General features: G+C 70.6%; 18 protein-coding genes. 14 read left to right on the top strand and 4 right to left on the bottom strand.

The window, feature by feature from the left end:
- Window positions 1-38 precede the first annotated feature (38 nt).
- Window positions 39-1,655 carry a methyl-accepting chemotaxis protein gene (locus QSK31_RS16210; protein WP_285684754.1) on the top strand — a complete coding sequence of 539 codons (1,617 nt, stop codon included), beginning with the start codon at window positions 39-41 and terminating at the stop codon, window positions 1,653-1,655.
- Between the two features lie 18 nt (window positions 1,656-1,673).
- On the opposite strand, the gene QSK31_RS16215 is transcribed toward QSK31_RS16210, so the two are convergent.
- Window positions 1,674-2,180 (bottom strand): hypothetical protein, encoded by a 507-nt coding sequence (locus QSK31_RS16215; protein ID WP_285684756.1) that lies wholly within the window; start codon window positions 2,178-2,180, stop codon window positions 1,674-1,676.
- A 105-nt stretch (window positions 2,181-2,285) separates the two neighbouring features.
- On the opposite strand from QSK31_RS16215, the gene ruvC reads away from it, so the two are divergent.
- From ruvC to QSK31_RS16255, 8 genes are all read left to right on the top strand, one after another.
- The gene (gene ruvC, locus QSK31_RS16220; protein ID WP_285684758.1) at window positions 2,286-2,852 is read left to right on the top strand and encodes a crossover junction endodeoxyribonuclease RuvC; all 567 of its coding nucleotides are present in this window, start codon (window positions 2,286-2,288) and stop codon (window positions 2,850-2,852) included.
- On the top strand, window positions 2,849-3,454 hold the full coding sequence (gene ruvA, locus QSK31_RS16225; protein WP_285684759.1) for a Holliday junction branch migration protein RuvA: 606 nt from the start codon (window positions 2,849-2,851) through the stop codon (window positions 3,452-3,454). Before ruvC ends, ruvA begins: the two co-directional genes overlap by 4 nt.
- On the top strand, window positions 3,451-4,494 hold the full coding sequence (gene ruvB / locus QSK31_RS16230; RefSeq protein WP_285684760.1) for a Holliday junction branch migration DNA helicase RuvB: 1,044 nt from the start codon (window positions 3,451-3,453) through the stop codon (window positions 4,492-4,494). The genes ruvA and ruvB overlap by 4 nt, the downstream gene beginning before the upstream one ends.
- A gap of 168 nt (window positions 4,495-4,662) precedes the next feature.
- A complete protein-coding gene (gene yajC / locus QSK31_RS16235) occupies window positions 4,663-5,001 on the top strand; it encodes a preprotein translocase subunit YajC (RefSeq protein ID WP_285684762.1) in 339 nt (112 codons plus the stop codon).
- Window positions 5,002-5,199: 198 nt separating this feature from the next.
- A complete protein-coding gene (gene secD / locus QSK31_RS16240) occupies window positions 5,200-7,131 on the top strand; it encodes a protein translocase subunit SecD (RefSeq protein ID WP_285684763.1) in 1,932 nt (643 codons plus the stop codon).
- A gap of 1 nt (window position 7,132) precedes the next feature.
- Complete coding sequence (secF, locus tag QSK31_RS16245) at window positions 7,133-8,356, top strand: protein translocase subunit SecF (protein ID WP_285684765.1); 1,224 nt, start codon at window positions 7,133-7,135, stop codon at window positions 8,354-8,356.
- A 426-nt stretch (window positions 8,357-8,782) separates the two neighbouring features.
- Window positions 8,783-9,316, top strand: coding sequence for an adenine phosphoribosyltransferase (locus QSK31_RS16250; RefSeq protein WP_285684767.1), 534 nt, complete (start codon window positions 8,783-8,785; stop codon window positions 9,314-9,316).
- A 115-nt stretch (window positions 9,317-9,431) separates the two neighbouring features.
- Window positions 9,432-12,017 (top strand): RelA/SpoT family protein, encoded by a 2,586-nt coding sequence (locus QSK31_RS16255; RefSeq protein ID WP_285684768.1) that lies wholly within the window; start codon window positions 9,432-9,434, stop codon window positions 12,015-12,017.
- 163 nt (window positions 12,018-12,180) lie between these two features.
- Here the strand turns inward: QSK31_RS16255 and QSK31_RS16260 are convergent, their stop codons facing one another.
- Window positions 12,181-13,053 carry a peptidylprolyl isomerase gene (locus QSK31_RS16260; protein ID WP_285684770.1) on the bottom strand — a complete coding sequence of 291 codons (873 nt, stop codon included), beginning with the start codon at window positions 13,051-13,053 and terminating at the stop codon, window positions 12,181-12,183.
- Window positions 13,054-13,084: 31 nt separating this feature from the next.
- Window positions 13,085-13,960, bottom strand: coding sequence for a peptidylprolyl isomerase (locus tag QSK31_RS16265; protein ID WP_285684773.1), 876 nt, complete (start codon window positions 13,958-13,960; stop codon window positions 13,085-13,087).
- A 154-nt stretch (window positions 13,961-14,114) separates the two neighbouring features.
- Here QSK31_RS16265 and QSK31_RS16270 point away from each other — a divergent pair, with 154 nt between their 5' ends.
- Window positions 14,115-14,798: an MBL fold metallo-hydrolase gene (locus QSK31_RS16270; protein WP_285684775.1), complete on the top strand. Its 684-nt coding sequence runs from the start codon at window positions 14,115-14,117 to the stop codon at window positions 14,796-14,798.
- Window positions 14,799-14,811: 13 nt separating this feature from the next.
- On the top strand, window positions 14,812-16,122 hold the full coding sequence (gene hisS / locus QSK31_RS16275; RefSeq protein WP_285684776.1) for a histidine--tRNA ligase: 1,311 nt from the start codon (window positions 14,812-14,814) through the stop codon (window positions 16,120-16,122).
- Here the strand turns inward: hisS and QSK31_RS16280 are convergent.
- Window positions 16,109-16,612, bottom strand: a complete 504-nt coding sequence (locus QSK31_RS16280) for a PaaI family thioesterase (protein WP_285684777.1) — start codon at window positions 16,610-16,612, stop codon at window positions 16,109-16,111. The two genes, hisS and QSK31_RS16280, sit on opposite strands and share 14 nt — an antisense overlap.
- Before the next feature lie 55 nt (window positions 16,613-16,667).
- On the opposite strand from QSK31_RS16280, the gene QSK31_RS16285 reads away from it, so the two are divergent.
- The 3 genes from QSK31_RS16285 (at window position 16,668) to cphA (ending at window position 21,454) form a co-directional block, all read left to right on the top strand.
- Window positions 16,668-17,141: a winged helix-turn-helix transcriptional regulator gene (locus QSK31_RS16285; RefSeq protein ID WP_285684779.1), complete on the top strand. Its 474-nt coding sequence runs from the start codon at window positions 16,668-16,670 to the stop codon at window positions 17,139-17,141.
- The gene (locus QSK31_RS16290; RefSeq protein WP_285684781.1) at window positions 17,138-18,703 is read left to right on the top strand and encodes an MFS transporter; all 1,566 of its coding nucleotides are present in this window, start codon (window positions 17,138-17,140) and stop codon (window positions 18,701-18,703) included. The genes QSK31_RS16285 and QSK31_RS16290 overlap by 4 nt, the downstream gene beginning before the upstream one ends.
- 66 nt (window positions 18,704-18,769) lie before the next feature.
- Window positions 18,770-21,454 (top strand): cyanophycin synthetase, encoded by a 2,685-nt coding sequence (cphA, locus tag QSK31_RS16295; RefSeq protein ID WP_285684782.1) that lies wholly within the window; start codon window positions 18,770-18,772, stop codon window positions 21,452-21,454.
- Window positions 21,455-21,959: the final 505 nt, after the last annotated feature.

Genomic DNA, 21,959 nt, shown 5'->3' on the forward strand with positions numbered 1-21,959 from the left:
CGGGCGCGGCTGCACCCGGGACAAGCGATAGTGGCGACGTGGGTGTGACTACTGAGGGTGGGCGGCAGCGAAGCCGGTTCGCGGACCTGGGGGTCAACGCGAAGATCCTGCTGGCGATCGCCGCAGCCGTGGCCGTGGCGGTCGTGGTGGGCGTGGTCGGGCTGGCGAAGCTGCGGGACGCCAGCAACTCGGCTCAGGTGATCTACCGCAACAACGTCGCCGGGCTGGAGGGCGTGGCCCGGCTGCGGTCCGCGATCGTGCTGACCCGGCTCGCGGCGGCCAACCAGGCGATCTCGCAGAACGACGACGACGTCACGACCTACACCAACGGCTTCGACACCCACGTCAAGGAGTACGAGGCCGCGCTGGCGACGTACGAGGGCAGCCACCCGGCGGGTAACCCGGCCACCGTCGCCAAGCTGGGGGATGCCTTCAAGTCGTACGTCACGCTCGCGCGGACCGACCTCCTCCCGGCCGGCGCCCGCGACGATCTGGAAACCTGGTCCAAGACCCGGGATCAGCAGGTGGCGCCGCTGATGAAGCAGGTCGACGCCTATCTGGAGGAGCTGGACGCGGCGGAGCGGGGGGACGCGGCGAAGAACGCGGCCGCGGCCGAGAACGGCTACGACACCGGGCGCCTCACGTCGATCCTGGTCATGGTGCTGGGCTCGCTGATGGCGCTGGTGCTCGGTGTGGTGGTGGCGCGGCGGATCGTCGGGTCGCTGGTCAAGGTGCAGGGGGTGTGCGAGGCGCTGGCCGTCGGTGACCTCACGCGGACCAGCGGCGTGACGTCACGGGACGAACCCGGCCGGATGGCGCATGCGCTCGACACGGCGATCCAGAACCTGCGGGGCACCGTACGCACGATGGACGGCTCGGCCACCTCCCTGGCCGGCGCCGCCGAGGAGATGACCAGCACCGCCGAGCAGATCGCGGGGTCCGCGCAGCGGGCCTCCGACCAGGCGCAGATGGTCTCCACCGCGGCCGGGGAAGTGTCCCGCAGCGTCGACACGGTGTCCGCCGGCGGCGAGGAGATGGGCGCCTCCATCCGGGAGATCTCGCAGAACGCGGCGGAGGCCGCGCGCGTCGCGGCCGAAGCGGTCAGCGTCACCATCGCGACCTCCTCGACGATGAACAAGCTCGGCGAGTCGTCCGCCGAGATCGGCAACGTGATCAAGGTGATCACCTCGATCGCCGCGCAGACCAACCTGCTGGCCCTCAACGCCACCATCGAGGCGGCCCGCGCCGGTGACGCCGGCAAGGGCTTCGCGGTGGTGGCCTCCGAGGTCAAGGACCTGGCGCAGGAGACCGCCCGCGCCACCGAGGACATCTCCCGCCGGATCGAGGCGATCCAGGCCGACACCTCCGGCGCGGTCAGCGCGATCGAGGAGATCTCGTCGGTGATCGCGCGGATCAGCGACTTCCAGACCACGATCGCCTCGGCGGTCGAGGAGCAGACCGCCACCACCAGCGAGATGAACCGCAGCGTGAGCGAGGCGGCCAGAGGCACCAACGAGATCGCGCAGAACATCACGATCGTCGCCGACGCGGCTCAGCAGACCAGCCAGGGCGTCGCCGAGACCCGGAAGGCGACCGGCGAGCTCGCCCGGATGTCCAGCGAGCTCAACTCGCTGGTGGCCGGCTTCAAGTACTAGCAGTCATCAGTCCGGCGGTCAGTAGTCCGGTGTCGACGGGATCAGGCTGAGGAAGAACGCGATCGCCGCGATGACGATGACCGTGGTCCGGACCACCCTGTGGATGAAGGCCCGGTGGCGGGCGTCCGACCAGGCGATCGCCGCCTCGGCCAGCGGCGCGGTCGCCGTCCGGACGGTCGACGCCAGCACCTCGGCCTTGCGCGCGGCGTAACTCGCCGGGAAGTGGGCGGCCTGGTAGGCCTGTCTCCGCATGACCCGCACCTCGACCTGGTAGATCTGGTCCTCCCGCCACTGCTTGGTGCGCATCGTCAGGCGTCTGCCGGCGAAGGCGCGGGCCTCGTCGGCGTGGGTCACCCGCGTCCGCAGGGTCAGCCGGCGCCAGTGCAGGGCCACGTCGCTGAGCACCAGGGCGGCGAAGCCGGCGGACTGCTCGGCGCCGTCGGTGAGACGGTCGGCCTCCGCGTTCAGCCAGGGGAGCCGGTCCGCGACGAAGTCGACGAACTCACGAGGTGGTTCGTCGGCCATCGGCGGGACGAGATACACGTCTCAGCTTGGAGGTGTGTCGAGGCTGCCGCAAGATGTCGCATCCACTACTGTTCATCGAACACACGTACAAGGAGGTCGCCGCAAGTGCGCGTGCTCGGCATCGACCCGGGGCTCACCCGCTGCGGCGTCGGCGTCGTCGAGGGCGTGCCGGGGCGGCCGTGCAAGCTGGTGGCCTACTACGTCGTGTACACCGAACCGACCGACGACATCGCCCTCCGGCTGCTGCATCTGGACTCCTCGCTGGCCGACCTGGTGGCCGAGCACAAGCCCGACAGCGTCGCCGTCGAGCGCGTGTTCTCCCAGCACAACGTGCGGACCGTGATGGGCACGGCGCAGGCCAGCGCGGTCGCGATCCTGTCCGGCTCGCGTGCCGGGCTGCCGGTGCAGACGTACACGCCGAGCGAGGTCAAGGCCGCGGTCACCGGCTCCGGCACGGCCGGCAAGGCGCAGATCACCGCGATGGTCACCCGGCTGCTCAGCCTGGACGAGCCGCCCCGCCCGGCCGACGCCGCCGACGCGCTGGCGCTCGCCATCTGCCACATCTGGCGCGGCGGCACCCGCGCCCGCATCGAGGCCGCGGCCGCCCGGGCGAACAAGATCGCCGCGGCGCAGCGCACGGCCCAGCGACGGCTCAAGGGAGAGGTTCGATGATCGCCAGCGTGCGTGGCGTGGTCGCCGCGATCGCACCGGACAGCGCCGTGATCGAGGTCGGCGGCGTCGGGCTTCAGGTGCAGTGCGCGCCCGGCACGCTGGCCGGGCTCAAGCTGGGCGGCGAGGCCCGGCTGGCCACCAGCATGGTGGTCCGGGAGGACTCGCTCACCCTCTACGGGTTCGCCGACGACGACGAGAAACAGCTCTTCGAGCTGCTGCAGACGGCGAGCGGTGTGGGTCCGCGTCTCGCTCAGGCGGTGCTCGCGGTCCATCACCCCGATGCCGTACGCCGGGCGATCAGCGGCGCCGACCTGGTGGCGCTCACCAAGGTCCCGGGCATCGGCAAGAAGGGCGCCGAGCGGATGGTCCTCGAGCTCCGTGACCGGATCGGCCCGGTCGGCGTGCTCGGGGCGGCGGCGACCGGCACCCCCCGGCCGGCCGACTGGCAGGAGCAGGTGCGGCAGGGTGTGCTCGCCCTCGGCTGGACGGCGACGCAGGCCGACCAGGCGGTGGCCGCGGTCGCCGAGGGGCTGGACGGCGAGGTGCCACCGGTGCCGGTGCTGCTCCGGCAGGCGATCAGGCTGCTCGGGCGTACCCGATGAACGACGATCTGGTCTCTGCCGAGGTCGACGAGACCGAACTCGACGCGGAGGCCAGTGTCCGCCCCCGCCGGCTGGCCGACTTCATCGCCCAGCACCGCGTGCGCGACCAACTGGACCTGCTGCTCAAGGGTGCGATGAAACGGGGCAGCCCGCCCGACCACATCCTGCTCTCCGGGCCGCCCGGCCTCGGCAAGACGACGCTGGCGAACATCGTGGCGGCCGAGCTGGGCGCCGGCATCCGCACCACCAGCGGGCCGGTGATCGAGCGGTCCGGCGACCTCGCCGCGATCCTCACCGGGCTGGCCGAGGGCGACGTGCTGTTCATCGACGAGATCCACCGCATCGCGAAACCGGCCGAGGAGCTGCTGTACAGCGCGATGGAGGACTTCCGGGTGGACGTGGTGGTCGGCAAGGGGCCGGGCGCCACCGCGATCCCGCTCGACGTGGAGCCGTTCACGCTGGTCGGGGCGACCACGCGCGCCGGGCTGCTGTCCGGGCCGATGCGTGACCGGTTCGGCTTCGTGGCGCATCTCGACTTCTACTCGCCCGACGACCTCGACTCGCTGCTGCACCGGTCGGCCCGGATCCTGGGTGTGCCGATCACGCCGGAGGGCGCGCGGGAGATCGCCGGGCGCTCCCGGGGCACGCCGCGCATCGCCAACCGGCTGCTGCGCCGGGTCCGCGACTACGCCGAGGTCCGTGGCGACGGGGTGGTCACGCACGCCGCCGCCCTCGCGGCGCTGAAGGTCTACGACGTCGACGCGCTGGGCCTGGACCGGCTGGACCGGGCGGTGCTGCGGGCGCTGATCGACTCGTTCCGCGGCGGGCCGGTCGGGCTGTCCACGCTGGCGGTCGCCGTGGGGGAGCAGTCCGACACGGTGGAGGAGGTCTGCGAGCCGTTCCTGGTGCGTGCGGGCCTGCTGGCGCGTACTCCCCGTGGCCGGGTGGCCACCGAGCAGGGCTGGCTCCACCTGGGCCGGACGCCGCCGTCCGACGGCCGGGCGGTGCAGGCCGACCTCTTCGCCCGCGATGACACCTGATCGGGGGATGGCGGAAAACGCGCCGTAATCGGACCGATACCCGAGGCGCGTAGGGACTTCCCAGCTAGAGGGATTAGACTCGCCGCCGATCGAGTGGGATGTGTGTTCCCTCAGGAAGGCTTTCTCGTGCCATTTATTGCAGCGCAAGCGCAGGGCGGCGGCAGCTTCATGCCGCTCGTTCTCATCGTCCTGCTCTTCGCCGTCATGTATTTCATGATGATCCGCCCGCAGCAGAAGCGGCGTCGCGAGGCCCAGGCGATGCAGTCGAGCCTCGGTCCCGGCGACGGGATCGTCACCATCGGCGGGCTGCACGCGACCGTGGTCTCGGTCGATGACGACGTGGTCACCGTGGAGATCGCGCCCGGCGTCAACGCCCGGTTCGCCCGACCGGCGATCGCCCGCGTGGTGACCAGTGTGAACAACGAACCCGAGCCGGAGCCCGAGATCGAGGAGCCGGCCGTCGAGGAGCCGGTCAACCCGGTCGTCGAGACCCGCAAGAAAGACTGACGATCCGCGTCGGCTGCCCCCCAAAAGGACTCCAACGGGACAGCACCAGGACCCCAACCGGACGGGGCAGCCGACGATGTGAAAAATAGGCATAATCGTCGCTGGCGTATCTCGCCGGCGGCGTCCGGCATGCCCGTCCCACCTTTGCCCCACCGCCCCCGCGGTGCCGGCCGATCCGTACTAGGGAGATTCACAGCCGTGGCACGACCACCACAGGGGCAGCAACATCCCGGGCGGCAACTCGCCGTGCTCGGCCTGATCTTCATCATCCTTTATCTCGTGGCCTTCTTCGGCTTCGGCGCCAAGGGTCCGATCTCCGAGCGCCTGCACCCCAAGCTCGGCCAGGACCTGGTCGGCGGCACCCAGGCGACCTACGTCGCCTCGCTGGCGTCCAACGGCCAGCCGCCGCCGCAGGCGAGCATGGAGGAGGCCCGGCGGATCATCGAGAGCCGGGTCAACGCGCTCGGCGTCTCCGAGGCCGAGGTCATCGTCGAGGGCAACCGCAACATCGTGGTGTCCCTCGCCGGGGAGACCAACGACCAGCTGAAGAACGTGGGCCAGGCGGCGCAGATGCGCTTCCGCAAGGTGCTCCAGGCGACCGGCGACGTGGCCTCGGCGGCGATCAACCCGCCGACCGCCCCGCCCAGCGGCGCCCCCTCCGGTGCCCCGTCCGCGCCGGCACCCGGTAACTCCGGCGGCGTGCCCAGCACCCCGCCGTCCGGCGGTCAAGGCGGCGGCGAGGTCGTGAAGGCCCCGGCGCCCAGCACCCCGCCCAGTGGCGCGCCCAGCACCCCGCCGTCCGCGGCGCCCGCCCCGGCCCCGGCGCCGTCCGGCGCGGCCGAGGAGCCGCCCGCCGACAAGGCCAAGCTGATCGCGGAGGTCGAGAAGCAGGTCGGCCCCGCGCTGTACGCCGCGGCGTCCAAGCTGACCGCGCCGGTCGACCTGACCACCGACCCCAACGCCGGCAAGCAGTTCGCGGTCTTCAACACGCTGGACGGCCCGCACGTCAACGCGCTCTCGCCGCAGATGCAGTTCTTCGTGCCGACGATCAGCTGCGACCAGCTCAACGCCCGGCCCAACGGCGCCATCGACGACGCCGGGACGCAGGTCACCACCTGCCAGACCGGCGCCAAGATGCTGCTCGACAAGGCCAAGGTGGTCGGCACCGACATCGCCAACGCCAGCCCGCAGCTCGACCAGCAGAGCGGCCAGTGGGTCGTCTCGATGGACTTCACCTCCGAGGGCCAGTCCAAGTGGACCGCCCTGACCCGTGAGGCGTTCCAGCCGGCCGCCGGGGACACCTGCCTCGCCGCCGCCCAGGCGGTCTCCTCCGGCGCGACCCACTGCCTCGTCGCCGTGGTGCTCGACAAGGAGATCATCTCGGCGCCGGAGATCCAGGGCGTGCTGTCCGGCCAGTCGCAGATCACCGGCCAGTTCACCCCGGTCTCGGCCCGTGAGCTCGCCAACCAGATCAAGTACGGCGCGCTGCCGGTCACCTTCAACGCCGCCACCACCCAGACCGTCTCCGCGACGCTGGGCATCAAGCAGCTCGAGGCCGGTCTCCTCGCGGCCGGCATCGGCATGGGCCTGGTCGCGATCTACGCGTTCTTCTACTACCGCCTGCTCGGCACGGTGATCTTCCTCAGCCTGATCCTGTCGGGTCTGCTGACCTTCGCCGCGCTGGTCGTGCTCGGCCGCTCCACCGGCTTCACGCTGACCCTGGCGGGCATCGCCGGATTCATCGTGTCACTGGGTGTGGCAGCCGACTCGTTCGTCATCTACTTCGAAAGACTCAAGGACGAGATCCACGAGGGTCGAAGTCCACGGAGCGCGGTGCCACGAGCATGGGCCCGGGCCAGGCGTACCATCATCTCGGCGAACACCATCACCATCATGGCCGCCGTCGTCCTCTACGTCGTGTCGGTGGGCGTGGTGCAGGGCTTCGCGTTCGCGCTGGGTCTCTCCACCATCCTCGACCTCGTCGTGGTGTTCCTCTTCCGGCACCCGATCATGACGATGTTCGCGAACACCAAGGCGTTCCTGTCGCCGCGAGTCAGCGGCCTCGGCCGCGTCCTCAAGAACGCCACCACCGACGAGCCGGTCAAAGGCCGGCGCGTGAAGGAGGCCTGACATGGCCAAGCAGGGACTCGCCGATCGCCTCTACCGGGGCGAGGCGAACCTCAACATCGTCGGCCGCAGGCGCACCTGGTTCGTCGTGGCCGCGGCGCTGGTGCTGGTCGCCATCGGCAGCTTCGCGATCCGCAGCTTCCACCTCGGCATCGAGTTCTCCGGCGGCACGCAGATCATCATGCCGGCCGACGTGGGCACGCAGGAGGAAGCGCAGACCGCCGTCCAGCGGGCCATGGAGACCGCCGGCGTCGGTGCTGACGCCCAGGTCACCAACGCGCAGAAGGTCGGCAACGGTCCGGACGCCACCTACTCGGTGCGCACCTCGGCGCTGTCCCAGGACCAGGCCACCGCGGTCAAGGGTGCGCTGGTCACCGACCTCGGCGTCGACCCGGCGGAGGTCAGCGACAACCGGGTGTCGGCCGCCTGGGGCGGTCAGGTCACCCGGCAGGCGCTGATCGGTCTGGCCATCTTCCTGGTGCTGGTGATGGCGTACCTGGTCATCCGCTTCGAATGGCGGATGGCGGTCGCGGCCGTCTCCTCGCTGCTCCTCGACCTGGTGCTGACCGCCGGCGTGTACTCGCTGGTCGGTTTCGAGGTGACGCCGTCGACCGTGATCGGCTTCCTGACGATTCTCGGCTTCTCGCTGTACGACGTGGTCGTGGTGTTCGACAAGGTGCAGGAGAACACCCGGGGGATCACGGCGGGCAGCGCCCGCACGTACTCCGAGGCGACCAACCTGGCGGTCAACCAGACGCTGATGCGGTCGATCAACACCGGGTTGGTGGCCCTGCTGCCCGTCGGTGGCCTGCTCTTCATCGGCGCCGGACTGCTCGGCGCCGGCACCCTGAAGGACCTCGGCCTGGTGCTCTTCGTCGGCATGGGCCTCGGCGTCCTGTCGTCGATCATGTTCGCGGCGCCGCTGCTCACCGAGCTCAAGGACCGTGAGCCGCGGATCAAGGCGCACACCGCCCGGGTTCTGGCCCGGCGCACGGCGGCCCGGTCGGGGGACGTGGCGCCTCGGGCCGAGCGGAAGAAGACGCCGGCGCGGGCTTCGGATCCGGACGTCGCTCCGGTGCCGGACGACGAGCCGGTCGCATCCTCCGCCCTGGCCGGATCCACGGCTCCTCGGCCTGGCACCCGGCCCACCTCGGGCCGTAACACCAACCGTGGTGGACGTCCTGGCGGGTCGGGTAACCGGCCTGGGGGCGGCAAGAAGCGTCGCTGATCCTTTGGTTCTGCTCGCGGCCCGTCACCTTTGATTGAGGTGGCGGGCCGCTCTCCTTGCATCTGTTCCGGGTTGTTCGCTGGTGGTTGAGCCTACGGACGATGTTCCTTGGTTGTGCCTTCCGCCCGGCTTTGTTCTTGGTCACCGTGGGGGACTGGGGCGGAGATTGCCCACTGAGCCCGTCAAGCTTGATGTCTCAGTGGGCGATCTCCGCCCCAGTCCTCGTTGTGGTCAGCCCGGGCGGTTCGGGTGCGCCTCGGCTGAGCGGCGCAGGCTTGCTGCGTATGGCCGCGGCTCCCTCGCCATCGTCCGACTAGAAGGCGGAGCGATGCCCTGGGCCTGCGGCGGTGGGGTTGTGGGGGCACGCCTCGCTTGCCGGGATGGTGTCGTGTGGGGGCTTCGGGGGCGGGTCGATAAGGTTGCCGGGTGACTGAGGTGGACGTGGCAGCTGTGGTGGCCGGCAAAGTGCTTGATGTGCCTGATTTTCCCAAGCCGGGCATCGTGTTCAAGGATCTGATGCCGCTGTTCGCCGACGGGGTGGCGTTCCGGCAAGTCGTCGACGGGATCGTCTCGTATCACGGGGCCGGGTCGTTCGATGTCGTTGCGGGGATTGAGGCTCGCGGGTTTGTTGTTGCCGCGGCCATCGCCTACGCGACCGGGGTGGGTGTGGTGCCCATCAGGAAAGCTGGGAAGCTGCCTCGGGCCACGCATTCCGCCTCGTACGCTCTGGAGTACGGCGAAGCCACCCTTGAGGTGCACCAGGATGCCTTTGTGGGTGGGCAGCGGGTGCTGCTGGTCGACGATGTTCTCGCTACCGGGGGCACGGGTGCGGCGGCGCTGGAGCTGGTGGAACGGGCCGGTGGAGTGGTCTCCGGGTTCACCGTGGTGATGGAACTGGGGTTTCTGGAGGGACGGAAGCGGGTGGCGCCGCGTGAGGTGCACGCGTTGCTGACCGTTTGATTCCGTTTACGACAAAATGCGGCACCCTTTTCTGGGGTTCGGGCCCGGTCCGGCGGGAAGACCAGACGAGTAGGATGGCGTTCCCAAGCAGGTGAGCAGTGAGGTGAGGAGGCCGGTGTCCAGCGACGTCGCACCCTCGACGGAGGACACGGTGCAGCCGGGTGGCGTTGGCTCGGCGGCGGAGGCTGCACAGCCCGCCGCGGTGGCCAAGGCCGAGCCGGGCAAGTCCTCCCAGCCGGGCAAGTCCTCCCAGTCAGGCAAGTCCTCGACGAGCAAGCCGACACCGCCGGGCAACACGGGCAACTCCGCCCTGCCGGGCAACTCCGCCGCGCCGGGTAAGCCGTCGGCGGAAGCTGGTCCGGAGGCGGGCGGGCGCGCCACCGACCCCGATGCGACCCAGCCGATGCCTGCGGCGGAGGAGGCGGGCGGCAGCTTCGGGCTGGCCAGCGCGCCGACCGGGCGCCGGGTCCGGGCGCGGCTCGCACGGTTCAACGCGCCGTGGCAGAGCACGCAGGTCAGCGAGGTGCTCGAGCCGCTGATCGCGACCCACCGGGCCAGCCACCCCAAGGCGGACGGCCGGGCGTTGCAGCGGGCGTTCGACGTGGCCGCGCGGTGGCACTCCGGGCAATACCGCAAGTCCGGCGATCCGTACATCACGCACCCGCTGGCCGTGGCGACGATCCTGGCGAACCTCGGCATGGACACCACGACACTCGTGGCGGCGCTGCTGCACGACACCATCGAGGACACCGACTACTCGCTCGACTCGATGCGCGAGGACTTCGGGCCCGAGGTGGCGCTGCTCGTCGACGGCGTGACGAAGCTCGACCGGGTGAAACTCGGCGACGCGGCCAAGGCCGAGACGATCCGCAAGATGGTCGTGGCGATGGCCAAGGACCCCCGCGTCCTGGTGATCAAGCTGGCCGACCGGCTGCACAACATGCGTACGCTCACCTTCCTCCCGCGCGCCAAGCAGGAGCAGAAGGCGAAGGAGACGCTGGAGATCCTGGCCCCGCTGGCCCACCGGCTCGGTATGAACACGATCAAATGGGAGCTCGAGGACCTCGCGTTCGGCACACTGTTCCCCAAGCGGTTCGAGGAGATCAACCGCCTGATCGGCGAGCACCAGCCGCAGCGTGAGGCGTTGCTGCGCCAGGTGACCAACCGGGTCCAGCTGGACCTGAAATCGGCGAAGATCAAAGCCGAGACGACCGGCCGGCCCAAGCACCTGTACTCGATCTACCAGAAGATGATCGTGCGGGGCCGCGACTTCAACGACATCTACGACCTGGTCGGCGTGCGCATCCTGGTCGACACGGTGCGGGACTGCTACGCCGCCCTCGGCGTCATCCACGCGAACTGGCAGCCGGTGCCCGGCCGGTTCAAGGACTACATCGCGATGCCGAAATTCAACATGTACCAGTCGTTGCACACGACGGTCATCGGCCCGACCGGCAAGCCGGTCGAGATGCAGATCCGCACCTTCGCGATGCACCGCACGGCCGAGTTCGGCATCGCCGCGCACTGGAAGTACAAGGAGCAGAAGGGCGCGACGATCGTCGGCCCGCCGGCGCACATCGACGAGATGACCTGGCTGCGGCAGCTGCTCGACTGGCAGCGCGAGGCGAGCGACCCGTCCGAGTTCCTGGACGCGCTGCGCTTCGACCTGTCCAGCCAGGAGGTGTACGTCTTCACGCCGAAGGGCGACGTCATCCCGCTGCCGACCGGCTCGACGCCGGTGGACTTCGCGTACGCGGTGCACACCGAGGTCGGCCACAAGTGCATCGGCGCCCGGGTGAACGGCAAGCTGGTGCCGCTGGAGTCCACGTTGTCCAACGGCGACGTGATCGAGATCTTCACGTCGAAATCGGCCACGGCCGGCCCGACGCAGGACTGGCTCGGGTTCGTGAAGAGCCCGCGGGCCCGCACGAAGATCCGGCAGTACTTCAACAAGGAGCGCCGCGAGGAAGCGATCGAGATCGGCAAGGATTCGATCGTCAAGGCGATGCGCAAGCAGGGCCTGCCCCTGCAGCGCATGATGACGAGCGAAAATCTGCAGACGATCGCCCGCGACCTGCACCTGGCCGACCTGGCCTCGCTGTACGCGGCGGTCGGCGACAACACCGTCTCGGCCCAGTCGGTCGTGCAGAAACTCGTCGCCGGTTTCGGTGGCGAGGAGGGCGCGGTCGAGGACATCGCCGAGACCGCCGTCGCGACCCGGCCGCCACGCAACCGCAGCACCGCCCAGGACCCGGGCGTGGTGGTGAAGGACGTCAGCGACGTCTGGGTGAAGCTGGCCCGCTGCTGCACCCCGGTGCCGGGCGACGCCGTCTTCGGTTTCGTCACCCGTTCCGGCGGTGTGAGTGTGCACCGGGAGGACTGCGCGAACGCCGAGGACCTGCGCGATCAGACCGAACGCATGGTCGAGGTGACCTGGAAGCCGACGTCGGCGTCCACGTTCCTGGTGGCGATCCAGGTGGAGGCGCTCGACCGGCACAAGCTGCTGGCCGACGTGACCCGGGTGCTGTCCGAGGAGCGGGTGAACATCCTGTCCGCGACGGTGACCACCACCCGCGACCGGGTGGCGGTCAGCCGGTTCACGTTCGAGATGGCCGACCCCAAGCACCTGGGCCACCTCGTGGCCGCGGTGCGCAAGGTGGACGGTGTCTTCGACGCCTACCGGGTGACCTCGGGCGCATAACGCGGGCAAGCGTGGCGCCGGGCAAGCGTGGCGCCGGGCAAGGAAAGCGCGCGGGCAAGAGGATGCGTGACGCGGTCATGAAAACGGGGCGAGCCGACCGGCTCGCCCCGTTTTCATGGAAGGTCTCCGTGGAAAGTCGCCGCGGAGGGTTGAGTACGAACGATCAGGCGGCTGCCATCGTCAGCGACTTGATCCCGAGCTCGACCTTGGGGTGACCGTCGCCGGGGCCGTTGGCGTCGTCGACGCCGCCCTTGGCCACCTTCTGCACGAGGTCCATGCCCTTGGTGATGGTGCCCAGCAGGGTGTACTCCGGCGGCAGCGGGGTGTCGCCGTACACGATGAAGAACTGGCTGCCGGTCGAGGCCGGCTGCTGCGTCTTGGCCATCGCGATCGAACCGACCGGGTAGGTCGGCGGCCCGGTCTGGGTGCCGTCCGGTGCGGTGGACGCGCCGGTGTTGGTGGGCAGGTTCTCCTCGGCGTACCGGAAGGACGGGCCGCCCGTGCCGTCGGTCTGGCGGTAGCCCTTACCCTTGGCGGTCGGGTCACCGCACTGCAGGACCTTGATGCTCTGGGTGGTCATCCGGTGGCACTTGGAGCCGTCCCAGAACTTCTTGCTCGCGAGGAACTCGAACGCGGCCGCGGTGCACGGCGTCTTCGACTTGTCCACAGTGGCCGTGATCGGGCCGAGCGACGAGTCGATCGTCAGCGTGTCCTTGCCGGTGTTCGGCGCGTTCGGCGGCGGGGTGCCGACGTCGACCGGCTTGGCGCCGCCCTGGGCCTCGCCACCCGCCTCCGGGGTCCACGTGCAGGCGACCGTGCCGGCCGGGGCAGACCCGGCCTCGTTCTTCGGCTTGTCGTCGTCACCCAGCGCGGTGACCAGCCAGACGGTGGCACCGGCGATGACCAGTACGGCGATCGCCGAGCCGATGACGACCTGACGCTGGCGGCGCTTGCGAGCGGCCTCCGCGCGTTCGGCCATCTCCTTCTCGAGCCTGGCCCGCGCCGCCGCGCGCTGCCGGTCCTTTATCGACGACACGGTTGTCCTCCTGCTGTGTTCACTGACGTACTCAGGACTGGCTGCTCGCCGACGGAGCGGGCGCGGGTGCGTCGCCGGCCACGGCGTCGCCCACGGTCAGCGTCTGGATCAGGATCTTGTCCTTGGGCTTCACCTTGTCGCCCGCGGCGTTGGCCACGGTGGGCAGTTTCGCGATCTTCAGGAGCGTGTCCTGGCCACCGGTGACCTTGCCGATGATCGGGTACTGCGCCTGATCGGCCGGCGCGTAGTCCTTGAAGAACACCAGGAACTGGCTGCCGTTGTTGCCCGGCGGGTCGCTGATCAGCGCGATCGTGCCGGCGGGGTACGCGGGGGCCTTGGCCGGCGGCGCGGCGGACGCGCTCGGGTCCGGCGCCGGCACGGACGGGACGTCCTCGTTGTAGAACGTGTACGTCGGGCCGCCGGTGCCCTTGCCCGAGGGGTCACCGCAGCGCAGCGCGCCGTAGGTGGTGATCTCGGTGCACTCGGTGTTGTCGAAGAACTTCTTCGACGCCAGGTAGGACATGCTCTCGCCGCCGCACGGGGCGGTGGTGAGGCTGAGGCTGCCCGTGATCGGCGCACCCTGGTTGGTGGTGATCGTCAGCGGCCGGGTGCCGCTGGTCGGGATGCCGTCCGTCGGCGGGGTGCCGACGTCCTTCAGGTCCGGCTGGTTCTGGGCGTTCTGCGGGGTCCACACGCAGATGTCGTCGGCGGCGGGGTCGGCCGGCGGGTCGCTGTCGAAGACGCCGCCGAGCCAGGCGATGCCACCCGCGATCAGCAGGACCGCCAGACCGGCGCCGAGCCCGGCCCGGACGCGCCGGGTGCGGCGTTCTTTGACAGCGCGTTTCTCCATCTGCCGATCGAGTTTCGCCCGCGCGAGTTTGCGCTGCCGGTCCTTGCTGGATACCACCGAGTGGGTTCCCTTCCCGTCGCACTGTGGCGGAGGCCTCACGCCACACCGCGAGAGAGTGTACGGGTATGGGCTGAGAAAGTGGTGTGCGCATGCCCCCGATAAGCTCATACGATTCCGACCTGAAACAAAAACGCGAGAGGAGCACGACGCCGTGCTGGTCACCGGCTTTCCGGCCGAAGCGTTCGGGACGAACTGCTACGTGGTGGCGCCCGCGCCCGGCGAGCAGTGCCTGATCGTCGACCCGGGCATCGGCGTGCTCGACAACCTCGCCGAGGTGCTCGCCGAGCACCGGCTGCAACCGGCCGCCGTGCTCCTCACCCACGGGCACCTGGACCACACGTTCTCCGTCGCGCCGGTGTGCGGCGCGCGCGGCATCACGGCCTACGTCCACCCCGCCGACCGGGAGATGCTCGCCGACCCGCAGAAGGGTTTGAGCATGAGCCTCGACCAGTTGTTCGGCGGGCGGATGACCTATGCCGAGCCGGAGGACGTGGCCGAGCTGACCGACGGCGCCACGCTGAGCCTCGCCGGGCTCGAGGTGACCGTCGACCACGCGCCGGGCCATACCGGCGGGTCGGTGCTGTTCCGCCTGCCCGGCGCGGGCACCCGGTGGGAGACCGAGCAGGTCTGCCTCTCCGGTGACGTGCTCTTCGCCGGCTCGATCGGACGCACCGACCTGCCGGGCGGCAGCACCGACACGATGCTGACCAGCTTGCGGGACAAGATCCTGCCGCTGTCCGACGACACCGTCGTCCTGCCCGGCCACGGTCCCGAGACCACCATCGGCCGTGAGCGCGTCGGTAACCCGTACCTCCGGGAACTGAGCGTCTTTTAAGAAAGAGAAACGCGTGCCCATTTCTGGCTTCCCTGAGTGGCTCCCGCCCCAGCGGATGATCGAGCAATATGTCCTGGACCGGATCCGGACGACCTTCGAGCTGTACGGCTTCGCGCCGCTGGAGACGCGTGCCGTCGAGCCGGTCGACACTCTCCTGAGCAAGGGCGAGACGTCCAAGGAGGTCTACCTCCTGCGCCGCCTGCAAGAGGATCCCGACCAGAAGAGTGACGACAATCTGGGCCTGCACTTCGACCTGACCGTGCCGTTCGCGCGGTTCGTGGTGGAGAACGCGGGCAAGCTCAACTTCCCGTTCCGCCGCTACCAGATCCAGAAGGTGTGGCGGGGCGAGCGCCCGCAGGAGGGCCGCTACCGCGAGTTCCTCCAGGCGGACATCGACGTGGTGGACCGGGACACGCTGCCGTTCCACTACGACACCGAGATGCCGCTGGTGATCGGCGACGTGTTCCGGGGGCTGCCGATCCCGCGCGCCACGATCCTGGTGAACAACCGCAAGGTCTGCGAGGGCTTCTACCGTGGCCTCGGGCTGGCGGACACCGATCAGGTCCTGCGTACCGTGGACAAACTCGACAGGATCGGCCCGGAGAAGGTCGCGGACCTCCTGATCTCCACCGCCGGCGCCTCCAGGAGACAGGCCGAGGCGTGTCTGGAGCTGGCCTCGATCTCGGCCGGCGACGGTTCGTTCGCCGACGCGGTGCGCAAGCTGGGCGTCGACGACCCGCTGCTGGACGAGGGCCTGGCCGAGCTGCTCCAGGTGGTGGAGACCGCGGGCCGGCTGGCGCCGGGCCTGGTGCGGGCCGAGCTGAAGATCGCGCGCGGCCTGGACTACTACACCGGCACCGTCTACGAGACGCAGCTTCAGGGGTACGAGCGGTACGGGTCGATCTGCTCCGGCGGCCGCTACGACAACCTGGCGGCGTCGGGCACCGAGCGGTTCCCGGGTGTGGGCATCTCGATCGGCGTGTCCCGGATGCTCGGCCTGCTCTTCGGGAAGAACGCGCTGGCCGTGTCCCGCAAGGTGCCGACGTGCGTGCTGATCGCCTTGCCGGACGAGGAGGCGCGGCCCGGCTGTGACGCGATCGCGGCGGCGCTGCGGGGCCGGGGGATCAGCACCGAGGTGGCGCCGGTCCCGGCGAAGTTCGGCAAGCAGATCCGGTTCGCCGAGCGGCGCGGCATCCCTTACGTCTGGTTCCCGGGCGAGCCGGACACGGTGAAGGACATCCGGTCCGGCGACCAGGTGGAGGCGGACGCGGCGGTGTGGGAGCCGCCCGCCGAGGATGCGCGGCCCAGGATCACTCAGCAGTAAAGATCATGCAGGTCGAGGTGGCGTGCGCGGCGAGCTTGCCCTGGGCGTTGGTCAGCCGCGCCTCGGCCAGCGCGGTCCGGCGGCCGCGCTGGAGCACCGAGCCCGTGCAGGTCAGCCTGCCGGACGCGACGGTGACGGGCCGGAGGAACTTCACGGTCAGGTCGAGCGAGGTGTAACCCACGCCGGCCGGCAGGGTGGTGTGCACCGAGCAGGCGGCGGCGGTGTCGAGCAGCGTGGAGATCACGCCGCCGTGCACCGAGCCGAGCGGGTTGTAGTGGAACTCCTGCGGGTCGAGGAAGACGCTCACGCTGCCCTCCTCGGCCTCGATGCCGGCCGCGCCGATCAGCTGCATGATCGGCGGGGCCGGCAGCTCGCCGCGGGCCATCGCCTGGAGCAGTTCGAGGCCGGTCGCCCCGCTCGCGATGGTCGGGCCGTAGGCGGCCGGGTCGGACCACTCGAAGGTCCGGCTGCGGGGCTGGGTCTGCGTCATGGACGCAGTCCAGCACGGCTTGCTAGGTCTGTCAACAAGACCTAGCCTGGCTCACATGCGCCCCGCAGCCCTTGACTACTCGGTGGACAACTGCACGATCGGCCGCGCCATGGAGATCCTCGGCGAGAAATGGACGATCGTGGTGATGCGCGAGATCTTCCAGGGGATCCGTCGCTTCGACGACATGCGGGTGCGAACCGACATCCCGCGGCAAGTGCTCGCCAACCGGCTGGGCATGCTGGTCGAGACCGGGTTGCTGCGCAAGGTGCCCTACCGGGAGCCCGGTTCCCGCGAGCGCCACGAGTACCGGCCGACCCAGAAGGGCCTCGACGTCTACCCGGTGCTGGTCGCGGTGGCCGCGTGGGGGGACCGCTACCTGGCCGGGCCGGAAGGGCCGTCGCAGATCTTCGTGCATCGCGAATGTCAGGCCGAGGTGCACGCCGAGCTGCACTGCGCGGCGGGCCACCAGATCAAGGAGAACCGGGAGGTCGCGGGCGAGCTCGGACCGGGAGCTAAGCTGCGCGCGTGACGCAGGGTCCGCTCAGCAACCGGACCTTCCGAGGCCTGTGGATCGGCGTCCTCGCCAGTAACGTCGGCACCTGGATGCAGACGGTCGGCGCGCAATGGCTCGTGGTGCACGAACCGCACGCGGCCACCTGGGTGAGCCTGGTGCAGGCGGTGACCATGTTGCCGGTGCTGCTGCTGGCACTGCCGTCCGGCGCGCTGGCCGACGAGCTGGACCGGCGGCGGCTGCTGCTCGGCGTACAGCTGGGGCTGCTCGTGGTGGCAGGCGCGCTCGCCGCGCTGACCGCCGCGGACCTCATGTCGCCCGCGCTGCTCCTGGTCTTCACCTTCGCGCTGGGCGCCGGGCAGGCGGTGACGCTGCCCACCTGGCAGGCGATCATCCCCGAGGTGGTGCCGCGCGACCAGCTGCCGGCGGCGTCGTCGCTCGGCGCGGTCAACACCAACCTGGCGCGGTCGGCCGGTCCGGCGGTGGCGGGACTGATCGTCGCGCAGGCCGGTCCGGCGGTGGTGTTCGGGCTGAACGCGCTCTCCTTCGCGGTCTTCGCGGTGGCGCTGCTGCGGTGGCGGCGACCGGAGAAGGGGCCGGCGCGCGCGGAACGGTTCGGTCCGGCGCTGCGGGCCGGGGCGCGTTACGTGGAGTACTCGCCGGAGGTGCGCCGGATCCTGCTGCGGGTGGCGCTGTTCGTGCTGCCCGGCAGCGTGGTGTGGAGCCTGCTGCCGCTGGTCGCCCGGGCGGGGCTGGGCCTGGGCGCGAGCGGCTACGGCGTGCTGCTGGCCGCTCTCGGGGTGGGCGCGATCGCCGGTGCGCTGCTGATGCCGAGGGTGCGGCGGGAGATGAGCCCGGACCGGCTGATCGTGGCGGCCGGCCTCGCGTACGCCATCGCCCTGATCTTGATCGGTCTGGTCCGTCACCCGGTCGTCGCGGTCGGCGCGCTGGTCGCCGCGGGCCTCGCGTGGATGACGCTGGTGTCGCGGATGAACGCGGCGATGCAGCTCTTCCTGCCCAACTGGGTGCGTGCCCGAGGCTTCGCCGTCTATCAGGTGGTCTTCGCGGGCGGTCAGGCGCTGGGCGCGGTGGTGTGGGGGCAGGTGGCCGGGCCGGCCGGGCTGACCACCGCGTTCCTGGCCGCCGCCGGCGTGATGCTGGCCGGCACGCTGACCGTGCGGTGGCTGCCGCTGCACACCCGCGAGGGCACGGATCGCGGCCCGGCGAGCTACTGGCCGGAGCCCCACCTGATGCTGCAGCCGCACCTCGACGAGGGCCCGGTGATGGTCCAGGCCGTCTGGACCGTCCCGGCCTCCGCGTCCCAGGCCTTTCTCACAGCGATGGATTCGGTACGCCGCTCCCGGCGGCAGACCGGTGCCACCCGCTGGGACCTGTTCCGGGACGGCGAACAGCCGGAGAAGTACGTCGAGGTCTACCTGGTGCCCACCTGGGCCGAGCACCTGGCGCAGCACGAGGGCCGGCTGACCGGCGCCGACGAGCACGCCGAGGAGGCGGCCGCGGCGCTGGCCACCGGCATGCCCGAGGTGACCCACCTGCTTCCCGCGGACTCCGCCGATTAGTCCAATGTTACGGATTTGTTCCGTTTACCCTCTAGCCATACGTCGGGGGCTCACGGGGGCGGTCGCATGGAGATCATCGGTGTCCGTCACCTGCGCGGCCCCAACGTCCACGTGTCCCGCCCGGCCGTCGTCGCCCGCCTCGGCCTCGGCGACCTGACCGGCCGGGAGACCACCGACGTCGAGGGCTTCCCGGAACGGCTGCTCCGGGTCCTGCCCGGGCTCGCCGACCACCACTGCGCGGCGGGCGTGCCCGGCGGGTTCGTGAGCCGGATGCGCGGCGGGACCTACTTCGGGCACGTGACCGAGCACGTCTGCATCGAGCTGTCCCAGCGGATCGGCCGGGACGTGAGCTTCGGCCGGACCGTCGCCACGGGGACGCCCGGGGTGTACGACGTCGTCGTCGAATGCCCGCCGGACGAGGCTCCTCCCGTCTCCGAGGCGTTGCTCGCGGCCGCCGTCGACCTCGTCCGGGCCGTGATCGGGGGCGTGGTGGCGGAACCCTCGCTGGAGGCGCTGCGCGAACTCGCCGACCGGACCGCCCCCGGCCCCAGCACCTCGGCCATCGTGGCGGCCGCCCGCCGGCGCGGCATCCCGGTGGAACGCCACGCCGACCTCAGCCTGCTCCGCCTCGGCTGGGGCAACCGCCGCCGGATGGCCTGGGCGGCGATGACCGACCGGACCGGCGGCGTCGGCATCGACATCGCCTCGGACAAGCAGGTCACCCGGGAGCTGCTGACCGACGCCGGCGTCCCGGTGGTGCCCGGGGGAGCGGCGGCCACCGCGGACGAGGCGGTCGCCTTGCTCTCGTTCCTGACAGGTCCAGTCGTGGTCAAGCCCCGGCGCGGCCGGCAGGGCGAGCATGTGGCCCTGGGACTGACTACGCCCGAACAGGTCGTGGCGGCCTTCACCGCGGCCGGTGGCGACGTGGTCGTCGAGCGGCAGCTGCCGGGCCGCGACTACCGGGTCCTGGTGGTCTCCGGCGAGATCGTCGCCGCCGCCGAACGGATCGCCGCGCACGTGGTCGGCGACGGCGAGCACACCGTCGGCGAGCTGATCGACCTCGCCAACGCCGACCCGCGCCGGGGCGAAGGGCACAGCCGGGTGCTCACCCGGATGCGGGTCGACGACGTCGCCGCCGCACTGCTGCGGCGGCAGGGCTGCACGCTCGCCACCGTCCCGTCCGCCGGGCGCGAGGTGTGGCTGCGCGAGAACGCCAACCTGTCCACCGGCGGCACCAGCCGGGACGTCACCGACCGGCGCCACCCGGACGTGACCCGGCTGTGCCTGCGGGTGGCCGCGCTGGTCGGGCTGGACGTGGCCGGCATCGACCTGCGCCTGCCGGACATCGGCGAGCCGATCCCGCCGGCCGGCGACCCGGCACTGGTCACCGCCGGGGTGATCGAGGTGAACGCGGTGCCCGGGCTGCGCATGCACCTGGCCCCGGTGCAGGGCAAGGCGCGCGACGCCGGGGACGCGATCGTGGCGGCGATGTTCCCCGCCGGGTCGGACGGGCGGATCCCGCTGGCGGCGGTCACCGGGACGAACGGGAAGACCAGCGTGGCGCGGCTGGCCGCGTACCTCCTCGAAGGGTCCGGTCTTGCGGTTGGTCTGACCTGCACGGACGGCGTCAGCATCGGGGGCCGCGTGGTCTACGAGGGCGACTCCACCGGGCCACGGTCGGCGCAGATGGTGCTGGGCGACCCCGGTGTGCAGGCGGCCGTCGTGGAGACCGCGCGCGGCGGCATCCTGCGGCGCGGCCTCGGCTACGACTGGTGCGACGTCGGGGTGATCACCAACATCACCGGCGACCACCTCGGCCAGGACGGGCTCGAGTCGATCGAGGACATCGCCCACGTCAAGGCGCTGGTCGCGGAGCGGGTCAAGGACGGCGGCACGCTGGTGCTCAACGCCGACGACCCGTACGTGCGCAGCCTGCCGGAGCGACCGCGGGTGCGCGCCGAGCACAAGCGCATCGTCTGGTTCGCCGAGGACGCGCGGCAGCCGACGGTGGCCGCCCACCTGACCAAGGGCGGCATGGCGTACGTGCTGCAGGACGGCTGGCTGGTGCAGGCGGTCGGCGCCCGGCGCACCCCGCTGATCCGGATGGCCGAGCTGCCCGGTGCGTACGGCGGCGCCGCGCCCTGTCAGGCGGTGAACGCGCTGGCGGCGATCGCGGCCGCCCGGGCGATGGGCGCCTCGCAGGACGTGGTGCTGGAACGGCTGACGAGCTTCGACCCGCCGGCGCACAACCCGGGCCGGGGCACCCTGATGCGCCGCGGCGACGTCTCGCTGTTCGTGGACTCGGCGCACAACCCGGCGGCGCTGGCGGCCGCGCTGCGTACCCTGCACAAGCTCTTCGGCCCGGAGCGGTGCCTGGCCGTGGTGACGTTGCCCGGCGACCGCCGCGACGACCTGACCGCCGCGTCCGCGCAGGTGCTGGCCGACGGGGTCACCCGGGCGGTCCTGCACGAGGACGCCGACCTGCGAGGACGCCCGGCGGGGGAGGTGGTCGCGCTGGTCGAGCGGGAGATGCGCCTGCGGCGGCCACTGTTGCGATCGGTACGGGCGGACGGCTACCGCGCGGCCGTGACCACGGCCCTGGAGATGGCCGGGCGGGGCGACGTGATCCTGGTGCTCTACGAGAAGATGGCGCCGATGCTGGCGCTGCTCACCGAACTCGGCGCGGTGCCGTCCGACCCCGGTCCGGCGCCTCGTCGCCGCGCTGCCCGCGCCGCGTTGATTAAAGAATGATCGACGTGGTCTCATCGGCCGATCAGTCGAGGTTGCGCAGGTAGTGGCCGTTCTGTTCGGTGGCAAATGCCACTCATCGGATGGCGACTCTGCGTAATCATTGCCGGTGAGAGTGTCGGATATCTGGTTAAGACACCGACAAATATGCTCGGGGTGTAATCGGATGGCCACAGTTGGTATATGTATTCCACAGAGGACCCTCCGATCGGGTGAGTAGCCAGTCTTGCGACGAATCTCATCGAAATGGACAGGCCCTCGGTGTCACGTCCGGATAAACCGGCCCTGAGCTGCGAAAACGCAGCTACTTGCAGTGCTCATACCAAATCAATGCCGAACCCCACACAGAGTGACGACGCGCAGGTCATCCCGCTATTTGAGCAGTCGAGGAAGTGGCCGAACGTCGGCTAACATCCCTGCCGTCGATGGGGAAAGCTAACGGGCCAAGGCGGCCCGGACGCGCCCCGGCGTCGAGAAGCATGGCGGTGCATCTCGACGTTTTCTCGAA

This window comes from Actinoplanes sp. NBRC 103695 (assembly GCF_030269485.1).
Lineage (GTDB): Bacteria > Actinomycetota > Actinomycetes > Mycobacteriales > Micromonosporaceae > Actinoplanes.

Coding starts and splice junctions, on each gene's coding strand:
- QSK31_RS16215 (WP_285684756.1), bottom strand. CDS start 2,180: ATGGCCGACGAACCACCTCGTGAGTTCGTCGACTTCGTCGCGGACCGG.
- ruvA (WP_285684759.1), top strand. CDS start 2,849: ATGATCGCCAGCGTGCGTGGCGTGGTCGCCGCGATCGCACCGGACAGC.
- ruvB (WP_285684760.1), top strand. CDS start 3,451: ATGAACGACGATCTGGTCTCTGCCGAGGTCGACGAGACCGAACTCGAC.
- yajC (WP_285684762.1), top strand. CDS start 4,663: ATGCCGCTCGTTCTCATCGTCCTGCTCTTCGCCGTCATGTATTTCATG.
- secF (WP_285684765.1), top strand. CDS start 7,133: ATGGCCAAGCAGGGACTCGCCGATCGCCTCTACCGGGGCGAGGCGAAC.
- QSK31_RS16280 (WP_285684777.1), bottom strand. CDS start 16,612: ATGACGCAGACCCAGCCCCGCAGCCGGACCTTCGAGTGGTCCGACCCG.
- QSK31_RS16285 (WP_285684779.1), top strand. CDS start 16,668: ATGCGCCCCGCAGCCCTTGACTACTCGGTGGACAACTGCACGATCGGC.
- cphA (WP_285684782.1), top strand. CDS start 18,770: ATGGAGATCATCGGTGTCCGTCACCTGCGCGGCCCCAACGTCCACGTG.